12 protein-coding genes are annotated in these 23,814 nt (G+C 67.2%); 5 read left to right on the forward strand and 7 right to left on the reverse strand.

Going from position 1 to position 23,814, the window contains the following annotated elements:
* The 3 genes from recB to IFT60_RS11885 all read right to left on the reverse strand — a co-directional run bounded on the left by recB (window position 1) and on the right by IFT60_RS11885 (window position 10,210).
* Window positions 1–3,651: an exodeoxyribonuclease V subunit beta gene (recB, locus tag IFT60_RS11875; protein WP_192052184.1), complete on the reverse strand. Its 3,651-nt coding sequence runs from the start codon at window positions 3,649–3,651 to the stop codon at window positions 1–3.
* Window positions 3,648–7,064: an exodeoxyribonuclease V subunit gamma gene (recC, locus tag IFT60_RS11880; protein WP_192052185.1), complete on the reverse strand. Its 3,417-nt coding sequence runs from the start codon at window positions 7,062–7,064 to the stop codon at window positions 3,648–3,650. Before recC ends, recB begins: the two co-directional genes overlap by 4 nt.
* Window positions 7,065–7,150: 86 nt before the next feature.
* Window positions 7,151–10,210, reverse strand: a complete 3,060-nt coding sequence (locus IFT60_RS11885; RefSeq protein ID WP_192052186.1) for a CHASE domain-containing hybrid sensor histidine kinase/response regulator family protein — start codon at window positions 10,208–10,210, stop codon at window positions 7,151–7,153.
* 88 nt (window positions 10,211–10,298) lie between these two features.
* On the opposite strand from IFT60_RS11885, the gene IFT60_RS11890 reads away from it, so the two are divergent.
* Together IFT60_RS11890 and IFT60_RS11895 are read left to right on the forward strand one after the other, a co-directional pair.
* Window positions 10,299–12,356: a prolyl oligopeptidase family serine peptidase gene (locus IFT60_RS11890; protein ID WP_192052187.1), complete on the forward strand. Its 2,058-nt coding sequence runs from the start codon at window positions 10,299–10,301 to the stop codon at window positions 12,354–12,356.
* An 11-nt stretch (window positions 12,357–12,367) separates the two neighbouring features.
* Window positions 12,368–12,883 carry a GNAT family N-acetyltransferase gene (locus tag IFT60_RS11895; RefSeq protein WP_374000758.1) on the forward strand — a complete coding sequence of 172 codons (516 nt, stop codon included), beginning with the start codon at window positions 12,368–12,370 and terminating at the stop codon, window positions 12,881–12,883.
* Between the two features lie 184 nt (window positions 12,884–13,067).
* On the opposite strand, the gene IFT60_RS11900 is transcribed toward IFT60_RS11895, so the two are convergent.
* Window positions 13,068–13,655 (reverse strand): acyl-homoserine-lactone synthase, encoded by a 588-nt coding sequence (locus IFT60_RS11900; protein ID WP_192052189.1) that lies wholly within the window; start codon window positions 13,653–13,655, stop codon window positions 13,068–13,070.
* A 165-nt stretch (window positions 13,656–13,820) separates the two neighbouring features.
* Here IFT60_RS11900 and IFT60_RS11905 point away from each other — a divergent pair, with 165 nt between their 5' ends.
* Complete coding sequence (locus tag IFT60_RS11905) at window positions 13,821–14,093, forward strand: helix-turn-helix domain-containing protein (RefSeq protein WP_374000756.1); 273 nt, start codon at window positions 13,821–13,823, stop codon at window positions 14,091–14,093.
* Here IFT60_RS11905 and IFT60_RS11910 read toward each other — a convergent pair.
* A complete protein-coding gene (locus IFT60_RS11910; protein ID WP_192052190.1) occupies window positions 14,068–14,802 on the reverse strand; it encodes a helix-turn-helix transcriptional regulator in 735 nt (244 codons plus the stop codon). The genes IFT60_RS11905 and IFT60_RS11910 overlap by 26 nt on opposite strands.
* A 372-nt stretch (window positions 14,803–15,174) precedes the next feature.
* Between IFT60_RS11910 and IFT60_RS11915 the strand changes: the two genes are divergently transcribed.
* Window positions 15,175–20,094, forward strand: coding sequence for a HAMP domain-containing protein (locus IFT60_RS11915; protein WP_192052191.1), 4,920 nt, complete (start codon window positions 15,175–15,177; stop codon window positions 20,092–20,094).
* A 56-nt stretch (window positions 20,095–20,150) separates the two neighbouring features.
* A complete protein-coding gene (locus IFT60_RS11920; RefSeq protein WP_229510821.1) occupies window positions 20,151–20,945 on the forward strand; it encodes a CheR family methyltransferase in 795 nt (264 codons plus the stop codon).
* A gap of 469 nt (window positions 20,946–21,414) precedes the next feature.
* Here IFT60_RS11920 and IFT60_RS11925 read toward each other — a convergent pair whose 3' ends face one another.
* Together IFT60_RS11925 and glpD are read right to left on the reverse strand one after the other, a co-directional pair.
* Complete coding sequence (locus tag IFT60_RS11925) at window positions 21,415–22,041, reverse strand: glutathione S-transferase family protein (RefSeq protein ID WP_192052193.1); 627 nt, start codon at window positions 22,039–22,041, stop codon at window positions 21,415–21,417.
* Window positions 22,042–22,120: 79 nt separating this feature from the next.
* Window positions 22,121–23,650 carry a glycerol-3-phosphate dehydrogenase gene (gene glpD / locus IFT60_RS11930; RefSeq protein ID WP_229510834.1) on the reverse strand — a complete coding sequence of 510 codons (1,530 nt, stop codon included), beginning with the start codon at window positions 23,648–23,650 and terminating at the stop codon, window positions 22,121–22,123.
* Between the last annotated feature and the right edge of the window lie 164 nt (window positions 23,651–23,814).

Here is a 23,814-nt window from a genome sequence, read left to right on the forward strand (position 1 = left end):
TCAGCCTCCCAGCAGTTGATCGAGGCCGTCGAGCAGTTCGACGTCCGGTTCGAGCAGGCAGCAGCCGTGCGTCGTGGTGTTGGCGATCCCGCGCAGGAACAGGAACACGGCGCCGCCCAGCTGCTGCGCCGGGTCGTAGTGCTCGCCCAGGCGGCTGCGCAAGAGCCGGTGCAGGGCCAGCATGTAGATCGCCCCCTGGATGTCGTAGCGATGGCCGGCCATCCCCTCTTCCATCGCCCGTTTTGTGTAAGCAGCATCGTTCGGGCCGAGCGCGTTCGATTTGTAGTCGAGTACCCAGTATTTGCCCTGGTGTTCGAACACCAGGTCGGCAAAGCCCTTGAGCATGCCGTGCAGCTCGCGTTCCGGCAGCAACGGACGCACGGTCTTGCCCAGCAGGCGCCGGCGGCACAGGCGGTCGAGCGCGGCCAGGTCCAGGCCCTCGCTGGGGAACCAGAATTCCATCTCCGGCAGCGTCTCGGTGATCTCGGCGAGGCTGGCGCCGATCGGCGGCAGGCGCGTGGCGACCACGGTGCGCAGCCAGGCGGTCGCATCCTCGAGCCGGTGGCCCCAGCCCGCGCGTTCGATGCGCTGCGCCAGGCGCGCATCGAAATGCGGATCGTCGATCGCGTCGAAGCCTTCCTGCCCGATCCATTCGAGCTGCTCGTGCAGGAAGTTGCCCGGCACCGAGCCGCGCGGAAAGCGATGCCAGGGCGCGTCTTCGGTGCGCAGGGCCGGCGCCGGTTCCTCGTCTTCGAGCAGCGTTTCCTCGGCCGCGCGCATCGGCGGCGCGGTGGTGTGGCGCGTGATCGAGGTGAAGGAACCGACCGCCCAGTTGCGTTCGAAGTCGGCCTCGAAGGGCGCCGCTTCCACCAGCGCTGGCCGGTCCTCGACGCGGTCGAGCACCGTGCAGCCGTCGGGCGGATCGAGCACGTCGAGCGTGTACAGGTGAATGCCGGCGCAATTGCCGCGCAGGCGTTCCAGGTGTTCCTCCACCATGCTGGTGGGTACCGGCGCGCCGCCGCTCATCAGGTAGCCGAGGGCCGACTCGTGCAGGCTGTTCTCGTCCTTCTTGCGGCTGGCCACGGCCGCCACGCCCAGCCACAGGAAGTAGCGCGCGCGCGTCAGCGCGACATACAGCAAGCGCAGATCCTCTTCCAGGCGCGCGCGGTCGACCGCCGCCATCGCTTCTTCCGTCAGCGCCAGGTCGATGCGCCGGCCGCCATCCTCGCCCATGTATTCGAAGAAGCTGCGCCGGCGCCGGTCGGTCTTGCGCACGCTGGCCGCGAACGGCAGGTAGACCAGCGGGTATTCCAGGCCCTTCGACTTGTGCACGGTGATGACCTTCACCAGCTTGGCGTCGCTTTCCAGGCGCAGCACACGCTCGTCGCCGCCCTCGCCCAGGCCTTCGATCTGCTCGGCGAACCAGCGGATCAGCGCCTGCTCGCCGTCGAGCTGGGTGCTTGCTTCCTGCAGCAGTTCGGCCAGATGCAGCAGATTGGTCAGCCGGCGCTCGCCGCCCGCCTCGCGCAACAGGCGCGCCGGCAGGCCGAGTTCATGGATGAAGCGGCGCAGCATGGCCAGCACGCCCTGGCGCTGCCAGGTTGCGTGCAGGGCTTTCAATTGCTCGACCCGCTCTTCCCAGACCGTTTCGTCGCCCGAGAGCCTGGCCAGGTCGGCCAGCGGCAAGCCGGCCGTGCGCGTGGCCAGCGCGGCGCGCGCCAGGGTGCCGTCGAGCGGGCTGGCGACCGCATACAGCCAGCGCAGCACGTCCGCCGCCTCTTCGCTCTCGACGACGGAATCCTTGTCGGACAGGTAGACGCTGGCGACCTTGCGCCGCGCCAGCGCCTGGCGCACGGCGGCCGCCTCCTTGCGGTCGCGCACCAGCACGGCAATGTCGGCCGGCTGCAGGCGCACGAAGCGCCCGCCCAGTGCTTCCGGGTCGGGTTCGGCGAAACCGACCTGCGGATCGTTGAGCAAGCCGACGATGTGCTCGGCGCAGTGGCCGGCGAAGAAGGCGCGGTGTTCGTCCGCCTTCATGTCTTCCTGGGCGGTGGTGCACAGCGCCAGCGCCTGGTAGGGTCCCTCGACGCCGACCAGGTGAGCGCCGCGGCCGGCGGCGCGCACCGCCTCGAAGGGCAGCGGATTGACCGGGCCGCGGCGGAAGCGGAAGGCGCCGGCGGCGTGGCCCGGATGTTCGCCATGGCCTTCGGCATAGCGGAACAGCTGGTTCACCGCCTCGACCAGCGCGGCGGTGGAGCGGTAGTTGGTGCCGAGCTGGTAGTGGCGTCCCTCGGTGGCGCTGCGCGCAGCCAGGTAGCTGTGGATGTCGGCGCCGCGGAAACCGTAAATCGACTGCTTGGGGTCGCCGATCAGGAGCAGGCCCTGCTCCGGATCGTTGGCCTCGACCCGGTACAGCAGGTCGAAGATGCGGTACTGGTCGGGCGAGGTATCCTGGAATTCGTCGATCAGCGCGACCGGGAACTGGTTCACGATGCGCTGGCGCAGCGCTTCGCCGTTGGCGCCTTCGAGCGCTTCCTTCAGGCGCGCCAGCATGTCGGCGAAGCCGAACTGGCGGTTGCGCGCCTTGAGCTCCTGCATCCGGCGCGCGATGTGGCCGGCCGCGTGGCGCAACAGCGCATGGCGCAGCGGTTCGATCGCGGCCAGCGCTTCGCGCAGGCTGTCGGTGCAGCCGAAGCATTCCGGCACGACCGCGTGGAACCCCTTGCCGAAGGCGCCTTCGATCCCGTGCGGCGTCAGGCGGTTCCAGGCGGCGTCGGTGAGCGCCGGCGCGACCAGTGTGGCGTCGCCGGCCCAGGTGCGCAGCGCGGCGAACCAGTTGGTGGTCCAGTCCTGGCGCAGTTTGCTGCCGTTAAAGGCCTTCGGATCGATGTCGCGCTGCGCGGCGATCCAGCGCTCCATCTCGTCGATGCGTCCGGCCCAGCCCGATTTCACGCGCGCCAGTTCCAGCGCCAGGCTGCGCTGGGTGCGTTCGACCAGGCTGGCCAGCGGTTCCGGGTCGGCCATGCCAAGCGTGGCGGTGCGCCCGACCAGGTCGCGCACGTCCGCCTTCATGGCGCCGACGTCGCGCCAGCAGGCCAGCAGCGCGGTGAGGCAATCGCTGTCCATCGGATAGACGTGCTGGCGCCAATAGTCGTGGGCCGCGTCCTCGAACAGCGCGCGCTCGTCGCTGACGAGCTCCTCGTCGAACAGGCTGCCGGAATCGAAGGCGTGCTCGCGCAGCATGCGCTGGCACCAGGCGTCGATCGTGAAGATGGCCGCTTCATCCATCGTCTCGGCGGCCAGCACCAGGCGGTGCGCGGCGATCTGGCGTTCGCTGTCCGTGCCGTAGCCGGCGGCCAGGGTTTCCAGGTAGGGATCGGACTCTTTCGCCTCGCCGCGGAAATAGGCGGCGGCGCCGACCAGGCGCTCGCGCACCCGGTTGGACAATTCGCGCGTGGCGGCGCGGGTAAAGGTCATCACCAGGATCTGCGCCGGCAACAAGGGCCGGACAAAGGCGTCGGCGCCGCCGTGGCCGAGCACCAGGCGCAGGTAGAGGGCGGCGATGGTCCAGGTCTTGCCGGTGCCGGCGCTGGCCTCGATCAGGCGCGAGCCGTGCAGGGGGAAGGTCAAGGCGTCGAGCAGGCGGCTCATTGCGCTTCCTCCGACGCTGCCCCGGCATGCTGCGCGACCTCGATATGCCTGGTCATCCAGTCCACAAGCCCACCGTACAAGTCCTGCGCCAGGTCGGGCCAGCCGCCAGCGCCGACCAGCTGCGCGAACTCCGGCCACAGGCGCGCAAGACAAGGTTCGCCCTCCACCTCGCCCCTGGCGTCGTGCTTGCCGTCGTAGGTGGCGCGGGCATCGCCCTTCGCCAACTCCGCCAGCGCGGTCTTGCAGGCGACCGGCAAGGGCGCGTCGAGATTGCGCTGCCACAGCCAGACGATATTGCCCAGCACCGCCAGCGCTTCCTCACGATCAATCGGCGCCATCGTCACCAGCGCGTCGCGCGCCACCAGGTAGCCGGTGAAGCTGGCCCCGGCGGCGCTGGCCGCCAGCTGGCGCAGCCAGGGCACGATCAGCTTGTCGCCGCGCGGCGCGCCCTTCTTGTCGAGCACCTTGGACGAGGTCTGCATCAGCCAGGCCGTCTGCTCCCCGTCGCTGCGCAGGCGGTCGATCCAGTCTTCCAGCACCAGGCCGTCAAAATCCAGGCTGATCGCCAACTTGGGCGCGGCTTCGGGGAAGCGCGCCCCCAGGGCCAGCCAGCTGCTGCGCACCGGCACCAGGCCGTCGACCAACTGCTGCTGCCACTGGCGCCCGACCAGGCCGATCGGCAGCACGCCTTCGCGCGCCAGCCGCTGCGCGCGCTCTTCCAGCCGCTGGCGCACTTCGCCCAAGGGCTCGGCCTGGCCCAGGTCGTCGAGCAGGCTGTCTTCCAGGAAGTAGCGTTCCAGCGCGTCCAGCGAAAACGGTTCCTCGTCCTCGCCAATCACTTCGGCCGCATTGAACACCACGGCCAGGCGGCGGCGGAAGAAGTAGCGCGCCGGCTGGCGCACGAAGCTGGCAAGGTCGGACAGCTTCAGGCGGAAGTCGGGTTCGAGTTCGTAGCGCGGCAGCGTGTCGATGCCGTCGCCGGCCTCGCCACCGTCCTGGCCATGGGCCGTGCGCCATTCGCGCGCATAGGTCAGCAAACCGCCCTCCTCGAAATAGCGGCGGCTGAACGGCTGCAGCGCGTGTTCGGTCGTGAGCGTGGCCAGGTCGACGTTCCAGCCGGCGTGCAGGTAGTCGCGCAGCTGCGCCACCAGCACCGAGGCCGGCTGCTCGCTGTTGTCGCGCACGTTGCGCCCGACCCAGCTCAAGTACAGCTTGTCGCGCGCGGCGAGCAGCGCTTCGAGCATCAGGTAGCGGTCGTCGTCGCGGCGCGAGCGGTCGCCGGGGCGGCTCATGCCGGGCAAGGCCAGCAGGTCGAAGTCGTTTTGCGGGGTGCGGCGCGGGAAGTCGCCATCGTTCATGCCGAGCAGGCAGACGGCGCGAAACGGCACCGCGCGCATCGGCATCAGGGTGCAGAAGGTGACGCCGCCCGAGACGAACTGGTGGTTCAGGGTCGGCTGGTCGATCTGGCCGAGCCAGGCTTCGCGCAGCACCGCGAGCGGCACCGGTTCATCGAAGCCGCCCGCGTCGGTCATCTCGAGCCAGCAATTGAGCGCTTCGCCCAGTTGGGCCAGCGTCAGGCGGTCGCCCTCCTCGCGGCCGTCGAAAAAGCACAGCAGCAGCGCGCGCGCCTGCACCACCCATTCGGCCGGCGTGCGCAGCTGCGCCAGGCGGCCGCGCCACTCGAGCAGGGCTTCGACGAACTGGGCCAGCGAACCGGCCAGCGCGGCATCCAGCCCGCCGACTTCGCCGTAGGGCTCGATGTCGCCGAAGCGCGCGCCGGCGCCGCTGGCGTAACCGAGCAGCATGCGCCGCACGCCGAAGATCCAGGCGTTCTGCTCACCGGCCGCACCGAGGCCGAGGCCGGCGCGGTGTTCCTTGTCCAGGCCCCAACGCACGCCGGCGCCGTCGATCCAGGCGCCCAGCGTATGCAGGTCGTCCTCGTGCACGCCGAAGCGCGCGGCCACCGCCGGCACGTCGAGCAGGTCGCGGATTTCGCTCTGGCGGCAACGCTGCTGCGGCAGGCGCAGCAGCCATTCGAGCGCGACCAGCAGCGGGTTGACGCTGCGGTCGCGCGTGTCGCCGATCTCGAACGGGATGTGGCGCGGGTCGCTGCGCTTGTGCTGGTCGAATACGGCGTGGATCGCGGGCGAGAAGGTGTCGATGTCCGGCACCATGACGACGATGTCGCGCGGACGCAGGCTCGGATCTCCTTCGAACCACGACAGCAACTGGTCGTGCAGGGCCTCGACCTCGCGCTGGGTGCTGTGGGTGACGTGGAATTCGATCGAACGGTCGCCGGGCGCGGGCGGTTCGTGCGGATGCTCGTCGAGCGGACGCATGTCGCGCACCGCCGCCTGCACCTGCTGCAGCAGCGTGTCGCCGTCGCCGTCCGAGAACAAATCGAGCCGAAGTTTGGTAATGCCCTCAGTCTCCGGGCGGCCTTCTTCGTTGTCGAATTCGTCGAGCATGCGCACGAAGTCGCGCCCCTGGCGGCCCCAGCTCGCCAGCAGCGGGTGGCTGTGCGCGTGCAGCTCCTCGATCGGCAGCGTGGCCAGGTCGACGCCGCCGCGCGCCGGCTGGCGTTTATGGGCGGCCTTCAGCAGCTCGCGGCCCTCGATGATGTCGCCCCAGTAGAACTGGCAGGGATTCGGCACCGCCAGCAGCACCTGGGTGTGGCGCGACAGCGCGGCGATCGCCTGCAGGGTCTGGTATGGCAGGGCCGACATCCCGAACAGCACCACGCGCCGCGGCAGGCGCCCCGAGGGTGGATCGCCGGACAGGATCTTGGTGACGAACACTTCGTGGATCGCGGCGCGGCCGCTGCCGCGCTGCATCGGCGGCACGCTCTCGTGCACCGCGCGCCACAGGCGCGCCTGCCACAGCTGGTCGGGCGCCATCGGAAGCGGGTCGGCGTTCGGCCGGCGCAACTGGTCGCGCCCGATTTCCCAATCGGTCAGCCAGTCGGCGCGGTACACCTGGTACTGGTCGAACAGGTCGGACAAACGCTCGGCCAGTTGCAGGCGCCGTTCCGGGCAGCCGTCGCCGAGAAAATGCGTCAGCGGCGCGAACACCGGTTCCTTGAGCAGCGTCGGCAGCAAGCGCATCAGGCGCCAGGTCAGCGGATCGCGGTCGAAGGGCGAGCGGCTGGGCACCCGTTCGCGCCCGAGCATGGCGCGGTAGGCTTCCCACAGGAAGCGCGCCGGCAGCGCCACGCGCGTGGCGGCGCACACCCCGAGTTCCTCGGCCAGCGCGATTTTCAGCCATTCGGCGAAACCGTTCGATTGCACCAGGATCGTTTCCTGCTCCAGCGGCCCGAGCGGGTGCCGGCGCAGCCAGTCGAAGACGGCTTCGCGCAGCATTTCCATCTGGTTGCCGTGCAAAATCAGGAGGCCGGGGGTGATCGTGGAGGACATCGGAGATGGTGGATTGGAGAGCTCAGGCGCAAGAGGATACTCTCTTTGCGGGCGCAAAGAAAGGCACAGGACGGGCACGGGCAAGGTCAGCGCCCGTCCGTGGCGCGCGCGCCAAGTTCCGCTGCGACCTGCCGTTCGAGGCGCGCAAAGATGCTGTGCAGACGGGTTCCCAGGGCTTTTGCCTGAGCTTGCTCGCGCTTGTCCTCGTTCTTGTCCGCGTGCTGGCGCTCGAGTTCCGCGCACAGGTCGGCGAAGCCGAGCGCGCCCACCGCCCGCGCCGAGGATTTCAGGCGGTGCGCGACAGCGGCGGCGCGCGCGAGGTCGCCCGCCGCCAGTGCGACGTCGATCTCGGCCAGGCCGTCGCGCGCGCTGTCGAGGAACATGAAGGCGAACTTGCGCATTTTCGCGGGGTCGTCGCCGAAGGTGGCGGCAAGCACGGCGGTGTCGAACAGGGGCGCGCCTGCGACGCCGGGGTCCGGTGGCGGATCGCCCGCGCTATCCTGCTCCTCCTGCGCCTCCTGCGCCGGACCGGCGCCGCGGCCGATTGCCTGCGCGATCGCCGCCGCCAGCTGCGCGGGCACCACCGGCTTGGTCAGGAATGCGTTCATGCCGGCCGCCATGCAGCGCGCCTGGTCTTCCACTCCGGCGTTGGCCGTCATCGCGATCACCATCGTATCGCGCAGCAGCGGGTCGGCGCGGATGCGGCGGGTGGCCTCGAAACCGTCCATCACCGGCATCTGCACGTCCATCAGCACGCAATCGAAGCGCTGAAACCGCAAGGCATCGAGCGCCTCGCTGCCGTTGCCGGCGACGACGACCGACGCACCCGCATGCTCCAGCAGTTCGCGCCCGACCTGCTGGCTGAAGGCATTGTCCTCGACCAGCAGGATGGCCGCACCGTCGAGGCGCTGCGTGCCCGCCGCGGCCGGCGGCGGCGCTTCCTGTACCCCGCCCTGCCCCAGGCGCGCCGTGAACCAGAAAGTGCTGCCGCGTCCCGGCTCGCTCTCGACGCCGGCCTCGCCGCCCATCAGTTCGGCCAGTTGCTTGCTGATCACCAGCCCCAGCCCGGTGCCGCCGTAGCGCCGCGTGGTCGAAGGATCGGCCTGGTGGAAGGGCGCGAACAGCTGCGCCAACGCATCCGGGTCGATGCCAATGCCGCGGTCTTCGACGTCGAAACGCACCAGGGTTTCGCCGGCGGACGCGTCGACGCTGCCGCTGGCGCGCGCACGCACCGCCACCGTGCCGTGTTCGGAAAACTTGATGGCGTTGCCGACGAAATTGAGCAGCACCTGCTCCAGGCGCAGCGGATCGCCGCGCAGCGGCCGCGCCAGTTGCGGCGCGACGTCGAACTCGAGGCGCAGCCCTTTGGCGCGCGCGGCGTCGCCGAGCTGGGTCTCGACGTTGTGCATCAGCGACTCCAGGCGGAAGTCGCGCAGTTCCAGCTCGAGGCGCCCGGCCTCGATTTTCGAAAAGTCGAGGATATGGTTGATGATCCCCAGCAGGTGCTGGCCCGCGTGGAAGATCTTGTCCAGGTAATCGCGCAGCTTCGGCTCGTTGGTGGTCCCTTGCGCCGCCTTCAGGGCCAGGTGGGTCATGCCGATGATGCTGTTCATCGGCGTGCGGATCTCGTGGCTCATGTTCGACAGGAAGTCGCTTTTCGCCTGGTTGGCGGCGTCGGCCGCGGCTTTCAGCTGGTGCAGTTCGGTGACGTCGGTGGCCACGCACAGCACGCTGGCGACGTCGCCATCGACGCGCAGCGGCACCTTCACTTCCCATAGCTGGCGCGGCACGCCGTCGGACAGCACCACCTCGACCTGGCTGGCGCGGCGGGTGCCGTCGAAGGCCGTGCGTGCGCGCTCCCAGGCGGCGTCGGCCAGGTCGGCCGGCATCACGTCGCGGTCGATAAGGCCGACAATGCGCTCCACGCTGCGTCCGAGCGCCTGCGCCGTCTTCGCGTTCACATAGCGAAAGCGGCGGTCGCGGTCCTTCATGTACACAAAGGCGTCGAGGTTGTCGAGCACCGTGTCGAGCAGGGTGCGCTGCTCGATGGCGCCGCGGCGCGACCAGTACAGCGACAGGAACAGGCTGTAGACCAGCAGCGTGGCCGCAAAGCCGACCGCCAGCGCGATCAGCGGCAGGCGGCTGTCGAGGTCCTGGTACATGACGCTCTTGGGGGCGCTGAAATGGGCCTTCCACAGGCTGCCGCCGAAGTCGACCGGGAGCACCGCGCGGAAGCTGGCGGCATCGTCGAACACGCGCGTGCGCACGCTACCGTCGCCGTACAGCAGGCGGTCGTTCGAGCCCACGGCCAGCGGCGCGCCTGCCTGGCCGGGACGGGCGGCAAACAGCGCCAGCGCCATCGGGTCCCCGGCATGTCTGCCGAGCGCGCCCTCGACCAGGGCCGGCACCGAGAACGACACGCCGACCCCGCCGACATAGGCGGCGCGGCGCGCAGCCACCGTGGCCGGCGCCGCGCCGCCGCGGTAGACCGGCGCGCGCATGTTCAGGGCGATGTGCGGCGTCGGCCTGTGGACCACAATGGGATGGCCCGAGGCGCTGATGCCGCCAAGGTCGCGCGCCTGCGCCATGGCGGCGGCCGGCGCCCGGTTGGCGGCGATGTCGAACCCGAGCTTCCCGTCCATCATGGCCGGCGGCTCGATATAGGTCAGCACGGTGTAGGTAGGACGGCGTCCGGGCGGCGTGATGGCGAAGCCGGGATAGCCCTTCGGATCGACGCTGGTGTCCTCGCGCACCCTGGCCTCGAAGGCGGCGCGTTCGGCATCGCGCACAATCTCGGTGTAGGTCACCGCATCGACCGCCGGGTAGTTGCGGCGCAAGTCGAGCGCCTTCACGTAACGGTGGAACTGCAGCCGCGTGACCGGGCTGTCGCCGGCCGCGAACAGCGCCACCAGCGAGCGCGTGACGTCGGTATACGACTTGATGGTGACGGCCAGGCGCTCCTGGGTGGCGCGCGCGCCGTTCTCGAAGCGGCGCCGGGCTTCTTCTTCGACTGCGCGCGAGGCGGCCATGTGCAGGATCGCCCCCACCAGCAGCGCCAGCCACAGGCCCGCTCCCCACAGCACGACGCGCGTGGTGCCGCGCGCGCCGGCGGCCGCGCCTATGCTGCGGGTGATCGAGAGGGCCATCGCTGGTTGCGCACCTTGGACAGGGAAAGATTGTTGATAATATACGTCATCGGCGCGCCATCGGGGCGCGCGGCAGCGAGGATGGCAGATGCAGAAAGCGGCAGCACAGGGTGATCCCGGATCGGCAGCACCCGATCCATATGCTTGGCTGGAAGACGTCGGCGGCGCGCGGCCGCTGGACTGGGTGCGCGCCCGCAATGCGGTGTCGGAAGCAGCGCTCGGCGGCCCTGCCCACGATGCGCTGCGCGCGCGCCTGCAGGGCATCCTCGATGCGAAGGAACGCATCCCCTACGTCGGCCGCCATGGCGACTATTTGTACAACTTCTGGCGCGACGCGGCGCACGAGCGCGGCATCTGGCGCCGCACCACGCTCGATGAGTACCGCAAGGACGCGCCACGCTGGGACACCGTGATCGACCTCGATGCGCTGGCGCGCAGCGAAGGCGACAACTGGGTCTGGGCCGGCGTACGCTACCTGGAACCGCACGGCACGCGCTGCCTGGTCTCGCTCTCGCGCGGCGGCGGCGACGCCGACGTGGTGCGCGAATTCGACCTCGACGCGCGCGCCTTCGTGGCCGGCGGCTTCGCCCTGCCTGAAGCGAAAAGCAGCGTGGCCTGGATCGACCACGACACGCTGTTCGTCGCGACCGACTTCGGTCCCGGCAGCATGACCGCCTCCGGCTATCCGCGCATCGTCAAGGAATGGAAACGCGGCACGCCGCTGCAGGATGCGCGCCTCGTATTCGAAGCGGGTTTTGACGACCTGTCGGCCTCGGCGCGCAAGGACCTGACGCCGGGTTTCGAGCGCGAATTCGTCACGCGCCAGATCGGCTTCTACAGCAGCGAACTGTTCCTGCGCGAAGCGCAGTTTCCCAACAAGCTGCGCAAGATCGACAAGCCGGACGACGCCAACGCCTACGCGGTGCGCGACCAGCTGCTGGTCGAATTGCGCTCCGACTGGACCGTCGGCGCGCGCACCTGGCCGCAGGGCAGCCTGCTGGCCATCGATGTCGACCGCTTCCTGCGCGGCGAACGCGATTTCGAGGCCTTGTTCACGCCGACCGCCACCAGTTCCCTCGACGGCGTGGCGGCCACCCGCTCCGCCCTGCTGTTGACCGTGCTCGACAAGGTCAAGAACCGCCTGGTCGAACTGCGCCGCGAGCACGGGGCCTGGGCCAGGCGCGAGGTTGCCACGCCCGGCATCGGCACCCTGGGCGTATCCGTGCTCGACGAGATCGATTCGGACGACTACTTCCTCACCGTGACCGACTTCCTGACCCCGACCACGCTGTACCTTGGCCGCGTCGGCAGTGACGAACGCGATCGCCTGAAGGCGATGCCGGCCTGGTTCGACCCGGCGCCGTACACCGTGTCCCAGTTCGAGGCGAAGTCGAAGGACGGCACGCTGGTGCCCTACTTCGTCGTCATGGGGCGCAACGCGAAACTCGACGGCACCAATCCGACCCTGCTCTACGGTTACGGCGGCTTCGAGGTGTCGCTGAAACCCGCCTACAGCGGCATGATCGGCGCCGGCTGGCTGGAGGGAGGTGGCGTCTACGTCCTGGCGAACATCCGCGGCGGCGGTGAATTCGGCCCGCGCTGGCACCAGGCGGCGCTCAAGGAGCGGCGCCAGAAGGCCTTCGACGATTTCCTGGCCGTGGCCAGGGACCTGATCCGGCGCCAGGTCAGCAGCCCGCGCCACCTCGGCATCATGGGCGGCAGCAATGGCGGCCTGCTGGTGGGCGCCGCCCTCACCCAGCGGCCCGACCTGTTCAACGCGGTGGTGTGCCAGGTGCCGCTGCTGGACATGCGGCGCTACCACACGCTGCTGGCCGGCGCCTCGTGGATGGGAGAGTACGGCGACCCGGACGACCCGGCGCAGTGGGAATTCATCGGCAAGTACTCGCCCTACCACAACGTGTTCAAGGACAAGCACTATCCGGCGGTGCTGTTCACGACCTCGACCCGCGACGACCGCGTGCACCCGGGCCATGCGCGCAAGATGGCGGCGCTGATGGAAGCGCAGGGCCACGCCGTGCTGTACTGGGAAAACACCGAGGGCGGCCACGCCGGCGCGGCCAACAACACCCAGCAGGCGCGCATGTGGGCGCTGACCTATTCGTTCTTGCGCAGGCAGCTGGCATGAGGGCGCTAGACGTGCAAGATGCTCTCGTGGCGGTGCGCATGCTGGCGGCGCACGAGTGGCCGCTGTACCGCGACCTGCGCCTGCGCGCGCTGGCCGAGGCCCCGGCCGCTTTCGGCAGCACGCTGGCCGAGGAAGCGGCGCGCAGCGACACCGACTGGGCCTGGCGCCTGAACCTGGGCGCGACTTCAGGGCGCGACCTGCCGCTGGTCGCGGTTGTTGCCGGCACCGCGGTGGGCCTCGCCTGGACCAAGGTCGATGCGGGCGACCCGCTGCGCGTGAACCTGTTCCAGGTGTGGGTGGCGCCGCAAGCGCGCGGACTCGGTGTCGCCGGCGCCCTGCTCGACGCGGCGCTGGCCTGGGCGCGCGGCCGCGGTGCCAGTACGATGCAGCTCGGCGTCGTCTGCGGCAACGAGGCCGCGCGCAGGCTGTACGAGCGCGCCGGTTTTCGCGCCACCGGCGAAACCGAGCCGCAACGCCCGGGTTCGGCGCGGATGGAGCAGATGATGCGGCTGGAGCTGAGTGGCTAGGTCAAAAGGACCATCGACCGTAGCGCACCGTAGGGTGGGCACTCGTGCCCACGCGGATGCGGCTCCTACACACCCGACCGAGGTTTCCATCCTTTACGGTGAAAATCAACGTCCGGGTATACCGGGGCATGAACGCGTGGGCTCGAGAGCCCACCCTACGGTGCACCGCCGTCCGTAGTACCTTTTAGCTCGCCAGCCGCTTGTTGAACAACACCGCGCACGTCGCCTCGATATCCACATACAGCGCAACCGCGGTCTCGACCCCGATCACCACCGGCGGCCCGAGGCGCTCGGTGACGATGCCGCCGCGGCGCAGCAGGCGTTCCATCGCGGTCGTGGTCACCGTCACATAGCGTTCGATGCCGCGCTCGTGGCCATAGCGCAGGATCGCGGCGAACGATTCCATCGTGATCTCGGAAAAGCCGAAGTGGTCGCTGCCGCCGGTTTCGATGGCAAAGCGCGACAACTCCCAGATATGTTCGTCGCAGGGCGCGGGTTGGCCGTGCAGCAATTGCGGAAACGAATCCTTCAACATGTACGGGCCTTCGGTCGGCAACAGGCGCCAGCAACCGCGCAGGATGCCAGCGCCCGGCTCGCGCATCATCATGTAATGGGGATCGAGCGCGTCGTAGCCGTCGATTTCCATCCCCGACATCACTGGCACTTCCCAGCCGAGCCGGCCCTGGAATACTTTTGCGCGCAAGGTGTGCATCTCCCACAAGTCACGGGATGGGAACTCGCGCCGTGCTGCGATATTAATTTGCAGTGCCATGTCGTTCTCCCTGTTTTATTGACAAAAAAACCTATGCGACAGGCATGAAGCGTCATGCAATTCGGGCACATTTGGTACTAGCAAGTTTGCTAGGTGGCTAGGAAGTGACACAGTGGAATACTAGGTTTTTCACCCCGAATAACTAGGTAACCAAGGAGATCGGCCATGCCAAACGATTACATCAGCGAATCCATGCTCTCCCGCCCGAGTGCGTCCCATGCTGCGCCGATGCCAATGTCCATGCGGGCGCCGCATGCCGACCTGCGCCAGTTCCGCATCAGTAAGCGTGAAAGCCAGGAAAAATTCTGGGGCCGTTTCGGCGTCACCCAGTCGAGCGGCAGCCGCTTCGAAACCGGCCTGGCCATTCCGGCGCCGGTGGCAATCCTGTTGAAGCTCTACGTCAACGGCAAGCTCAACGATGGCGATCTTCAGGGTTGAGCAGGCCCAGCGAGATTGCCTTCACGACCGCCTGCTGGCGGGTGTTGACATTGAATTTCTGGCGCACGTTGGCCAGGTGAAAATTGACTGTCGCTTCCGAACAGCGGGTGATCATCGAGATTTCCCACGATGATTTGCCCGCCATGACCCAGTTGAGCACTTCCAGCTCGCGCCGGGTCAGGCGCGGCACCGCTTCACCACCGCCCTGGTGAAGGAACTGGACCGAGGATGCGAACGCGTAGTCGCGGATCAGGGTCAGTTCGGCCAGGCTGCGCGCCGCCTCGCGCGCGAATCCCTTACCGGGCGCGGCGTCGCTGGCCAGGCTGAGCATGCCGACCTCCCCGCCCGGGCCATGGATCGGCAGCGTCACGCCGGTACGAATGCCGTAGCCGCTGGCTTCTTCGTACAGGGCGTGGCCCTCTTTCGTATTGAAGGTTTCCGGCTGCCAGATGATCGGCAGGTTACTGGTCAGGCAATGGCTGACGGTGGGATCGACATAGGCCAGCCGTTCGGCATCGTAGTGTTCGCGCCACTGCGGTGAATAATTACTCTCCAGAAAAGCATTCTCGAACTGGGCGTGGCGTGAATGCACCACGCCGAACAAGGCCTGTTCGAAGCCGAACGAGGCGGCCAGATCGAACAGGCCCCGGCGCCATTGTGCGGCGTCCTTTGCCTCCAGCAGCTGCACTAACTGTGCAGTTTCAATCATAGCGCTCGCTCGCCAGGTCGGATAGAACTGTTTATGCGGATGACATGGCCCAAAACCCATGCGTACTAGCAATTCTAGCAAGGGTATTGAACCTATAGTCAGCTATTTTTTGTAGTAATTTCACAACGATAACCAACATTCACAATTCTGGCGTGCGCCACGGAAAATTAATTTCCGCTACCCTCCCGCGCACGCTATTTAAAGTTCCAAATTGCAATATTTATTCTGTTACAGAGCTTGACTTGATCCGACACAAGCGTATCGTTTCCACTTTTCGCTTGTTTCCTATTAACAGTTTCCCCTGCGCGAAGCGGCAAGCCATCGCGACGACAAGAACGCCGTATCACTTTCCAAAACAAGGATTACACGTCGATGAACACAATGACCGACATGGCCGAACAGCTGGACGTCAAGCTCCTGCTGGCAACGCTGATGGCCCTGAAAAAGGGCGACTTTTCGGTACGCATGCCTTCCGACTGGACTGGCGTGTCGGGCAAGATTGCGGACACCCTGAACGACATCATCGAGACCAAGTCGAAGATGGTCGAAGCCGTGACCGAAGTGTCGCGCGTCGTCGGCCGCGAGGGCCACCTGACCCAGCGCGCCGATGTGCCGGGCGTGGTCGGCGGCTGGAGCACCCTGATCAGCTCGGTCAACTCCCTGATCGACGACCTGGTGCGCCCGACCACCGAGATGGCGCGCGTCATCGGCGCCGTGGCCAAGGGCGATCTGTCGCAGACCATGGCGCTCGAAGTCGACGGCCACCCGTTGAAGGGACAGTACCTGCGCGCCGCCACCACCGCGAACACAATGGTGGAACAGCTGTCCTCGTTCTCGTCCGAAGTCACGCGCGTGGCGCGCGAGGTCGGCACCGAGGGTAAACTCGGCGGCCAGGCGCAGGTGAAAGGCGTGGCCGGTACCTGGAAGGACTTGACCGACTCGGTCAACTCGATGGCGGGTAACCTGACCTCGCAGGTGCGTAACATCGCGGAAGTGACCACCGCGGTGGCGAACGGCGACTTGTCGAAGAAGATTACGGTCGACGTGCGCGGCGAGATCCTGCAACTGAAGGACACCATCAACGTCATGGTGGATCAGCTGCGCTCCTTCGCATCCGAAGTCACGCGCGTGGCGCGCGAAGTCGGCACCGAAGGTAAACTCGGCGGCCAGGCCTATGTGCCGGGCGTGGGCGGCACCTGGAAGGACTTGACCGACAACGTCAACTTCATGGCGTCGAACCTGACCGGCCAGGTGCGTAACATCGCGACCGTGACCACCGCGGTAGCGAACGGCGACCTGTCCAAGAAGATCACGGTGGACGTCAAGGGCGAGATTCTCGAACTGAAGAACACGATCAACGTCATGGTCGACCAGTTGTCGTCGTTCTCTTCCGAGGTGACGCGCGTCGCCCGTGAGGTGGGTACCGAAGGCAAGCTCGGTGGCCAGGCGCAGGTGAAGGGCGTGGCCGGCACCTGGAAGGACTTGACCGACTCGGTCAACTCGATGGCGGGTAACCTCACGGGCCAGGTGCGTAACATCGCCGACGTGACCACCGCCGTGGCGAACGGCGACTTGTCGAAGAAGATCACGGTCGACGTGAAGGGCGAGATTCTCGAGCTGAAGAACACCATCAACGTCATGGTCGACCAGCTGAACTCCTTTGCATCGGAAGTCACGCGCGTGGCGCGCGAGGTGGGTACCGAGGGGCGCCTCGGTGGCCAGGCCAACGTGCCCGGCGTTGCAGGTACCTGGAAAGACTTGACCGACGGCGTGAACTCGATGGCGGGTAACCTGACCGGCCAGGTGCGTAACATCGCGGACGTGACCACCGCGGTGGCGAACGGCGACCTGTCGAAAAAGATTACCGTCGACGTCAAGGGCGAGATTCTGGAGCTGAAGAACACCATCAACGTCATGGTCGACCAGCTGTCCTCGTTCGCATCCGAAGTGACCCGGGTGGCGCGCGAGGTGGGTACCGAGGGTAAACTCGGCGGCCAGGCTTACGTGCCGGGCGTGGGCGGCACCTGGAAGGACTTGACCGACAACGTTAACTTCATGGCCTCGAACCTGACCGGCCAGGTGCGTAACATCGCGGCGGTGACGACCGCGGTGGCGCGCGGCGACTTGTCGAAGAAGATTACCGTCGACGTGAAGGGCGAGATCCTGGAACTGAAGGACACCATCAACGTCATGGTCGACCAGCTGTCCTCGTTCGCGTCCGAGGTGACGCGCGTCGCCCGCGAGGTGGGTACCGAGGGCAAGCTGGGTGGCCAGGCCAACGTGTCCGGCGTTGCCGGTACCTGGAAGGACTTGACGGAAAACGTCAACCAGCTGGCGGCGAATCTCACCAACCAGATGCGCGCGATCGGCGAAGTGGCAACGGCCGTGACCCGGGGCGACCTCTCGCGTTCGATCCAGGTGGAGGCGCGCGGCGAGGTGTCCTACCTGAAGGACAACATCAACGAGATGATCCGCAACCTGAAGGAAACCACGCAAAAGAACGCGCAGCAGGATTGGCTGAAGACCAACCTGGCGCGCTTCACGCGCCTGCTGCAGGGCCAGCGCGACCTCGGCGCGGTGACGAAACTGATTCTCTCGGAGCTGGCGCCGCTGGTCTCGGCCCACCACGGCGTGTTCTACATGATGGATTCGCAGGAAGCCGACGCGCGCCTGCGCATGATTGCCTCCTACGGCTATCGCTCCAACCGCAAGCTGCCGACCTCCTTCCTGCCGGGCGAAGGCCTGGTGGGCCAGTGCGCGCTGGAGAAAACCCGCATCTGGCTGACCGACGTGCCGCGCGATTACATCGTGGTGTCGTCGGGCCTCGGCTCGGCGCCGCCGAACAACATCGTGGTGCTGCCGATCCTGTTCGAGCAGCAGGTCAAGGCGGTGATCGAAATTGCTTCGCTCGATCGCTTTACGGAAACCCACCTGTCCTTCCTCGACCAGTTGATGGAATCGATCGGCGTCGTCTTGAACACGATCGAGGCGAACAGCCGCACCGAGTCGCTGCTGACCCAGTCGCAGTCGCTGGCCCAGGAACTGCAGCAGACCAACCAGGAACTGGCCGAAAAGGCGCGCCTGCTGTCCGAGCAGAACATCGAGGTGGAACGCAAGAACCGCGAGGTGGAGCAGGCCAAGCTGGCGCTGGAAGAAAAGGCGACCCAGCTGGCGCTGTCCTCGAAGTACAAGTCCGAGTTCCTGGCGAATATGTCGCACGAACTGAGGACGCCATTGAACTCGCTCTTGATCCTGGCGCAGCAGCTTTCCGATAACCCGGAAGGCAACCTGTCCGGGAAACAGGTCGAATTCGCGAAGACCATCCACGGCTCCGGTTCCGACCTGCTGACCCTGATTAACGACATTCTCGACCTGTCGAAGATCGAGTCGGGTACCGTCACGCTGGACGTGTCGGAATACCGCTTCGCCAACCTGCGCAACTACGTCGACCGCACCTTCCGCCACATGGCCGAAGCCAAGCATCTCGGCTTCCAGGTCGGCCTCGCGGAAAACCTGCCGACCGCCGTGATGACGGACACGACGCGCCTGCAGCAGGTGTTGAAGAACCTGCTGTCGAACGCCTTCAAGTTCACCAGCCATGGCCAGGTCGCCCTGAACATCAGCCTGGTGACCAGCGGCTGGACGGCCGATCACCCGCATCTGCTGCATGCGGACGCGGTGCTCGCGTTCTCGGTCAGCGACAGCGGCGTCGGCATCCCGCAAGACAAGCTGCAGCTGATCTTCGAAGCGTTCCAGCAGGCCGACGGCTCGACCGCGCGCAAGTACGGCGGCACGGGTCTCGGCCTGTCGATTTCGCGCGAACTGGCGCGGCTGCTGGGCGGCGAAATCCGCGTCGAATCGACCGTCAACGTCGGTTCCACCTTCACGCTCTACCTGCCGTACAATCGCGCAGGCTTCATCAACTACGAAGCGAGCCGCCAGCCACAGCCTGCCCGTCTGGTGGCGCCGAGCGCCGCGCCGCTGGCCGCACCGATCACCTACGCCCCTGCCGGGGCCGGCGACAGCGGCGCCGTGGCCACCATCGAAGTGCAGGCGCCGACCAACAGCAACCTGGTCGAATACGCGTCGATGCTGGACGACCGCGGCCTGATCGCCCCGGGCGACCCGTCGGTGCTAATCGTCGAGGACGACGACCGCTTCGCCAAGACCGTGCTCGAACTGGCGCGCGAGAAGAACTTCAAGGGCATCGTCACCCACCGCGGCGACTCGGCCCTGTCCCTCGCGCGCGATTACCTGCCATCGGCGATCCTGCTCGACATCGACCTGCCCGACATCGACGGCTTCACGGTGCTCGACCGCCTCAAGCGCGACCCGAGCACCCGCCACATCCCGGTGCACGTGGTCTCGGCCCTGCGCGAGCGCGAGCGCGCGCTGCGCCAGGGCGCGATCTCCTTCCTCAACAAGCCGGTCGAGCGCGACGTGCTGGAAGAGGAATTCGCGCGCATCCAGAAGTTCCTGGTCGGCGGCAAGCGTAGCCTGCTGGTGGTGGAAGACGACATGGCCCAGCGCGAGCTGATCGTGAACCTGATCGGCGACAGCGACCTGAACATGGTGACCGTGGAAACCGGCGCCGCCGCGCTCGAAGCGCTGGACGCCCAGCATTTCGATTGCATGGTGCTTGACCTGACCCTGCCGGACATCTCGGGTTTCGACCTGCTCGACCAGATCGGCAAGAAGCCGGCGCTGCGCGACCTGCCGATCGTGATCTACACCGCGCAGGAGCTGAACCGCAAGGAAGTCACCAAGCTCAAGAAATACGCCAAGACCATCGTCATCAAGGACGCCCGTTCGCCCGAGCGCCTGCTCGACGAAACGGCGCTGTTCCTGCACCGCTCGCACGCGTCGCTGCCCGAGCTGCAGCGCAAGATGCTGGAAGAGATCCACGCGCTCGACGGCGGCCTGGCGGGCCGCAAGGTGCTGATCGTCGACGACGACCTGCGCAACATCTTCGCGCTGTCCTCGCTGCTGGAGCGCCAGCAGATGCAGGTGCTGTTCGCCGAGAACGGCCGTGACGGCATCGAAGTGCTGGAGAAGGATCCGAGCATCGAGATCGTCCTGATGGACATCATGATGCCGGAGATGGACGGCTACGACACGATGCGCGCGATCCGCCGGATTCCGAAGTTCAAGTCGCTGCCGATCATCACCCTGACCGCGAAAGCGATGAAGGGCGACCGCGACAAATGCATCGCCGCCGGCGCGTCCGACTACATCACCAAGCCGGTCGACGTGGCGCAGTTGCTGTCGCTGATGCGTGTGTGGCTGCATTGACCGCCTTCACAGGGTTCGCGGCTTCGCTTGCGGTAGAAGAGCTGGAGATCGAGCTATTGCTTGAAGCTCTACTGCAAAGGCACGGCTACGATTTCCGCGACTACGAGCGCGCGCCGGTGCGGCGCAAGCTGCTCGCGGTCATGGCCGAACGCGGCCTGAAGACTGTCTCCGCACTGCAGGAGCGCGTGCTGCACGAGCCGGGCGCCGCCTCGGTCGTCCTGCGCGCGCTGGCGCCCGCACGGAGCGGCGTGTTCGCCGATCCGGCCTGGGCACGGGAGGCGCGCGACGTGCTGGGAAAGTCGCTGCGGCCGGCGGCCGTGCCGAAAGTCTGGCTGGCCGAATGCGCCGGCATCGGCGAGGCCTGGACGCTGGCGATCCTGCTGCATGAGGAAGGCCTGCTCGCGCGCACCGAGATCTTTGCCACCATGGCCAATGACGAGCTGCTGCTCGACGCACGCGAATTGGGAACTGAACGCGGCATCGACGCGGCCGCGCTGGCGGCGCTGCAGGAGGATTACCTGCTGGGCGGCGGCACTGGCCGGCTGGCGGACCATCTCGAGGTGCGCGATGGCCGCGCCTTCCTGCTGCCGCGCCTGCGCGCGCGCATCACCTGGGCCGGCCACAACCTGGTGACCGATGCCTCGTTCAACGAGTTCCAGGCCATCATTTGCCGCCGCGCCCTGGCCGATTTCGGCCCGCTGCTGCGCCAGCGCGTGCTGCGCCTGTTCCACGACAGCCTGGCGCGTTTTGGCGTGCTGGGGATCGACCGCGAACTGGGGCCGGGGGATGCACATGCGGGGGCTTACCAAGCGCTGCCGGGTGAATTGCCGTGGTACCGGCGGGTGGGGTGAGATTCGAAGGGCGGCGTTGCCGCCCTTTTTTATTGTAGGGTGGACGGGTCCCCCGTCCACGCGGTGATCGTTATCGGCTCCGTTCTCGTGCCGGATGATCTTGCCGCCAACGATCACCGCGTGGGCGGCATACATGCCATCTATACTCATCGTTTCAGGTGGAGCCGCCCACCCTACGGGTTGCTAATACGATGATGGCTGTTCCGCAAATACGTTTATTGGTGCCTGGGCCCTTTCTTGCATACCCGTAGGGTGGGCGGGTTTCCCGCCCACGCGGTGATAGCTACAGGCTCCGCTATCGTGCCGGATGATCTTGCCGCCAACTATCACCGCGTGGGCGGCGCAAACGCTATGTATGCTCATCGTTTCGGGTATAGCCGCCCACCCTACGGATTGCTAATACGGTCAACACGGTGCGGATGTCGTCCACTGGGCACAAGTGCCCAGGCTACACGTGAGCGCTACGCGCTCACTTCGACCCGATCGCGCTGGGCCGCTCGGCGATGCGGTCGCGCCAGGCCTGCAGGTGGGCCATGCCCTCCTCGCCCGGGCGGAAGCGCAGCAGGCCGCGGCCGAATTCGAGGGCGCAGAAGGCGGTGATGTCGGCGATGGTGAAGCGCTCGCCGGCCACGTAGGGCTGGCGCGCCAGGTGCTGGTCGAGCCAGCGGGCGGTGATGCGCATCTTGTCCGCCTGGGCGGCGCCGAAGTCCTTGAATTGCGGCGTCTCCAGCGGCGCCAGCGCCGGGTGCGTGTGGCGCGCGCTGCTGGCCGTTTCCAGCAGCAGGTGCAGTTCCATGCGGCGGTCGGCCATTTCGATAAAGGCGCGCTCCTCGAAGTCGACGCCCATCAGGTTCGGTTCGGGATAACGGCCTTCGAGCCAGGTGCAGATGGCGCGCGTTTCGCTCAGCACGCGGCCATCGTCGAACTCCAGCGCCGGCACGCGCCCGAGCGGATTTTTCGCGATGAAGCGCTCGCTGCGCTGCTCGCCGGCGAGGATGTCGACCATTTCGGTCTCGATGCCGGTGATGCCCTTCTCGAGGATGAACATGCTCACCCGGCGCGGGTTGGGCGCATGGCTGCTGATATACAGTTTCATGAGGTCTCCTTCGGTTGTCGTTATGGCTGCCGCACCGAAGATCATAGCTGCAAACAGCTGACTGTGGCCGCCCTGCCGCCTACAGCGCCAGCGCCCCCTGGCGCGCCCCGATCCACTCGTCCAGCAGCGCCGCGCTGCCCGGCGCCAGGTGCAGGCCGAGCTTGGTGCGGCGCCACAGGATGTCGGCGCTGCTGCGCGCCCATTCGTGGGCCATCAGGTAGTCGATCTCGGCCTCGTACAGACCCGGCAGCACTTCCTGGCCCATGTCTTCCAGGCGACTCCTGCGCGCCAGCAGGACACCGATGCGGGTGCCGTAGGCACGCGCGTAGCGGGCGACCAGGACTGGGGGCAGCCAGGGGTAGCGGGTACCCAGGCGCGCGCTCCAGCCGTCGAATTCGAGCACGCCGCGCTTGTCGGGTAGCGGGCCATACAGGTCGCCGCCCGGCAGGCAGGCGTCGGCGGTCCAGGCGGGCGCGGCATGGCCGAGCGCACCCGCGACCCAGTCGACCGCCTGCTCGGCCAGCTTGCGGCTGGTGGTGATCTTGCCGCCGAAAACAGACAGCAGCGGCGCCCCGGCCATGTCCGGCTCGAGACGAAAGTCACGCGTGGCCGCCGCCGCGCTGGCGGCCTCGTCTTCCACCAGCGGACGCACGCCGGCGTAGCTCCACAACACGTCGTCCGGGGTGATGGCACGCCTGAAATAGCGGTTCGCCAGCTGGCACAGGTACAGCGTCTCCTCGGCGCTGATCGCCACCTTGTCGAGTTCGCCCCGGTAGTCGACGTCGGTGGTGCCGACCAGGGTGAACGCCCCTTCGTAGGGCATTGCGAAGACGATGCGCCCGTCCGGATGCTGGAAAATGTAGGCGTGCGGATGGTCGAACAGGCGCGGCACGACGATGTGGCTGCCCTTGATCAGGCGCAGCGCGCGCCCGCCCGGGGTATTGGTCGCACCATGCAGGAAGCGCGCCGCCCAGGGGCCGGCGGCATTCACCAGGCAGCGCGCCTGGACGTGCACATGCCGTCCCTGTCCCTCCAGCGTCGTGCTCCAGCCGTCCGGCTGGCGCTGCAGCGCGCCGCAGCGGGAATGGGTCAGGATCACAGCGCCGCGCTCGTGGGCGTCGAGCGCATTGAGCACCACCAGGCGCGCGTCGTCGACCCAGCCGTCGGAATACATGAAACCCTGCGTGAATTGCGGCAGCAGCGGCGCGCCGGCCGGGTGGCTGCGCAGGTCGAGCCCGTGCGAACCCGGCAGGAATTCGCGCCGCGCCAGGCGGTCGTAGAGGAACAAGCCGGCGCGGATCAGCCAGGCGGGACGCGCACCTTTATCGTGGGGCATCACGAAGCGCAGCGGACGCATGATGTGCGGCGCCGAGCGCAGCAGCGTTTCGCGCTCGATCAGGGCCTTGCGCACCAGGCCGAATTTGTAATGCTCGAGGTAGCGCAGGCCGCCGTGGATCAGTTTGCTCGACGCCGACGAGGTATGCTGGGCCAGGTCGTCCTTCTCGCACAGCACCACGCGCAGTCTTCGCCCGGCCGCGTCGCGCGCGATCGCCGCGCCGTTGATGCCGCCGCCGACGATCAGTACATCGCATTCGAACCGCTTGACCAGGTCATCCACGGCGCTTCCTCCGGAAAAAGCAAACCGGTCCAGTGTATGCTGCCCCGATTGCGCCATGTTCGCATGGATCAAGGCGGCCGGCGCTGAAATCCGGCACGCGTCCAGGCTTGGCGGGCGCGGCCGTCCACCCCGCCCCCTGTAGAATTGGCGTCATG

It is taken from the genome of Massilia sp. CFBP 13721 (assembly GCF_014842025.1).
Classification (GTDB): Bacteria; Pseudomonadota; Gammaproteobacteria; order Burkholderiales; family Burkholderiaceae_D; genus Telluria.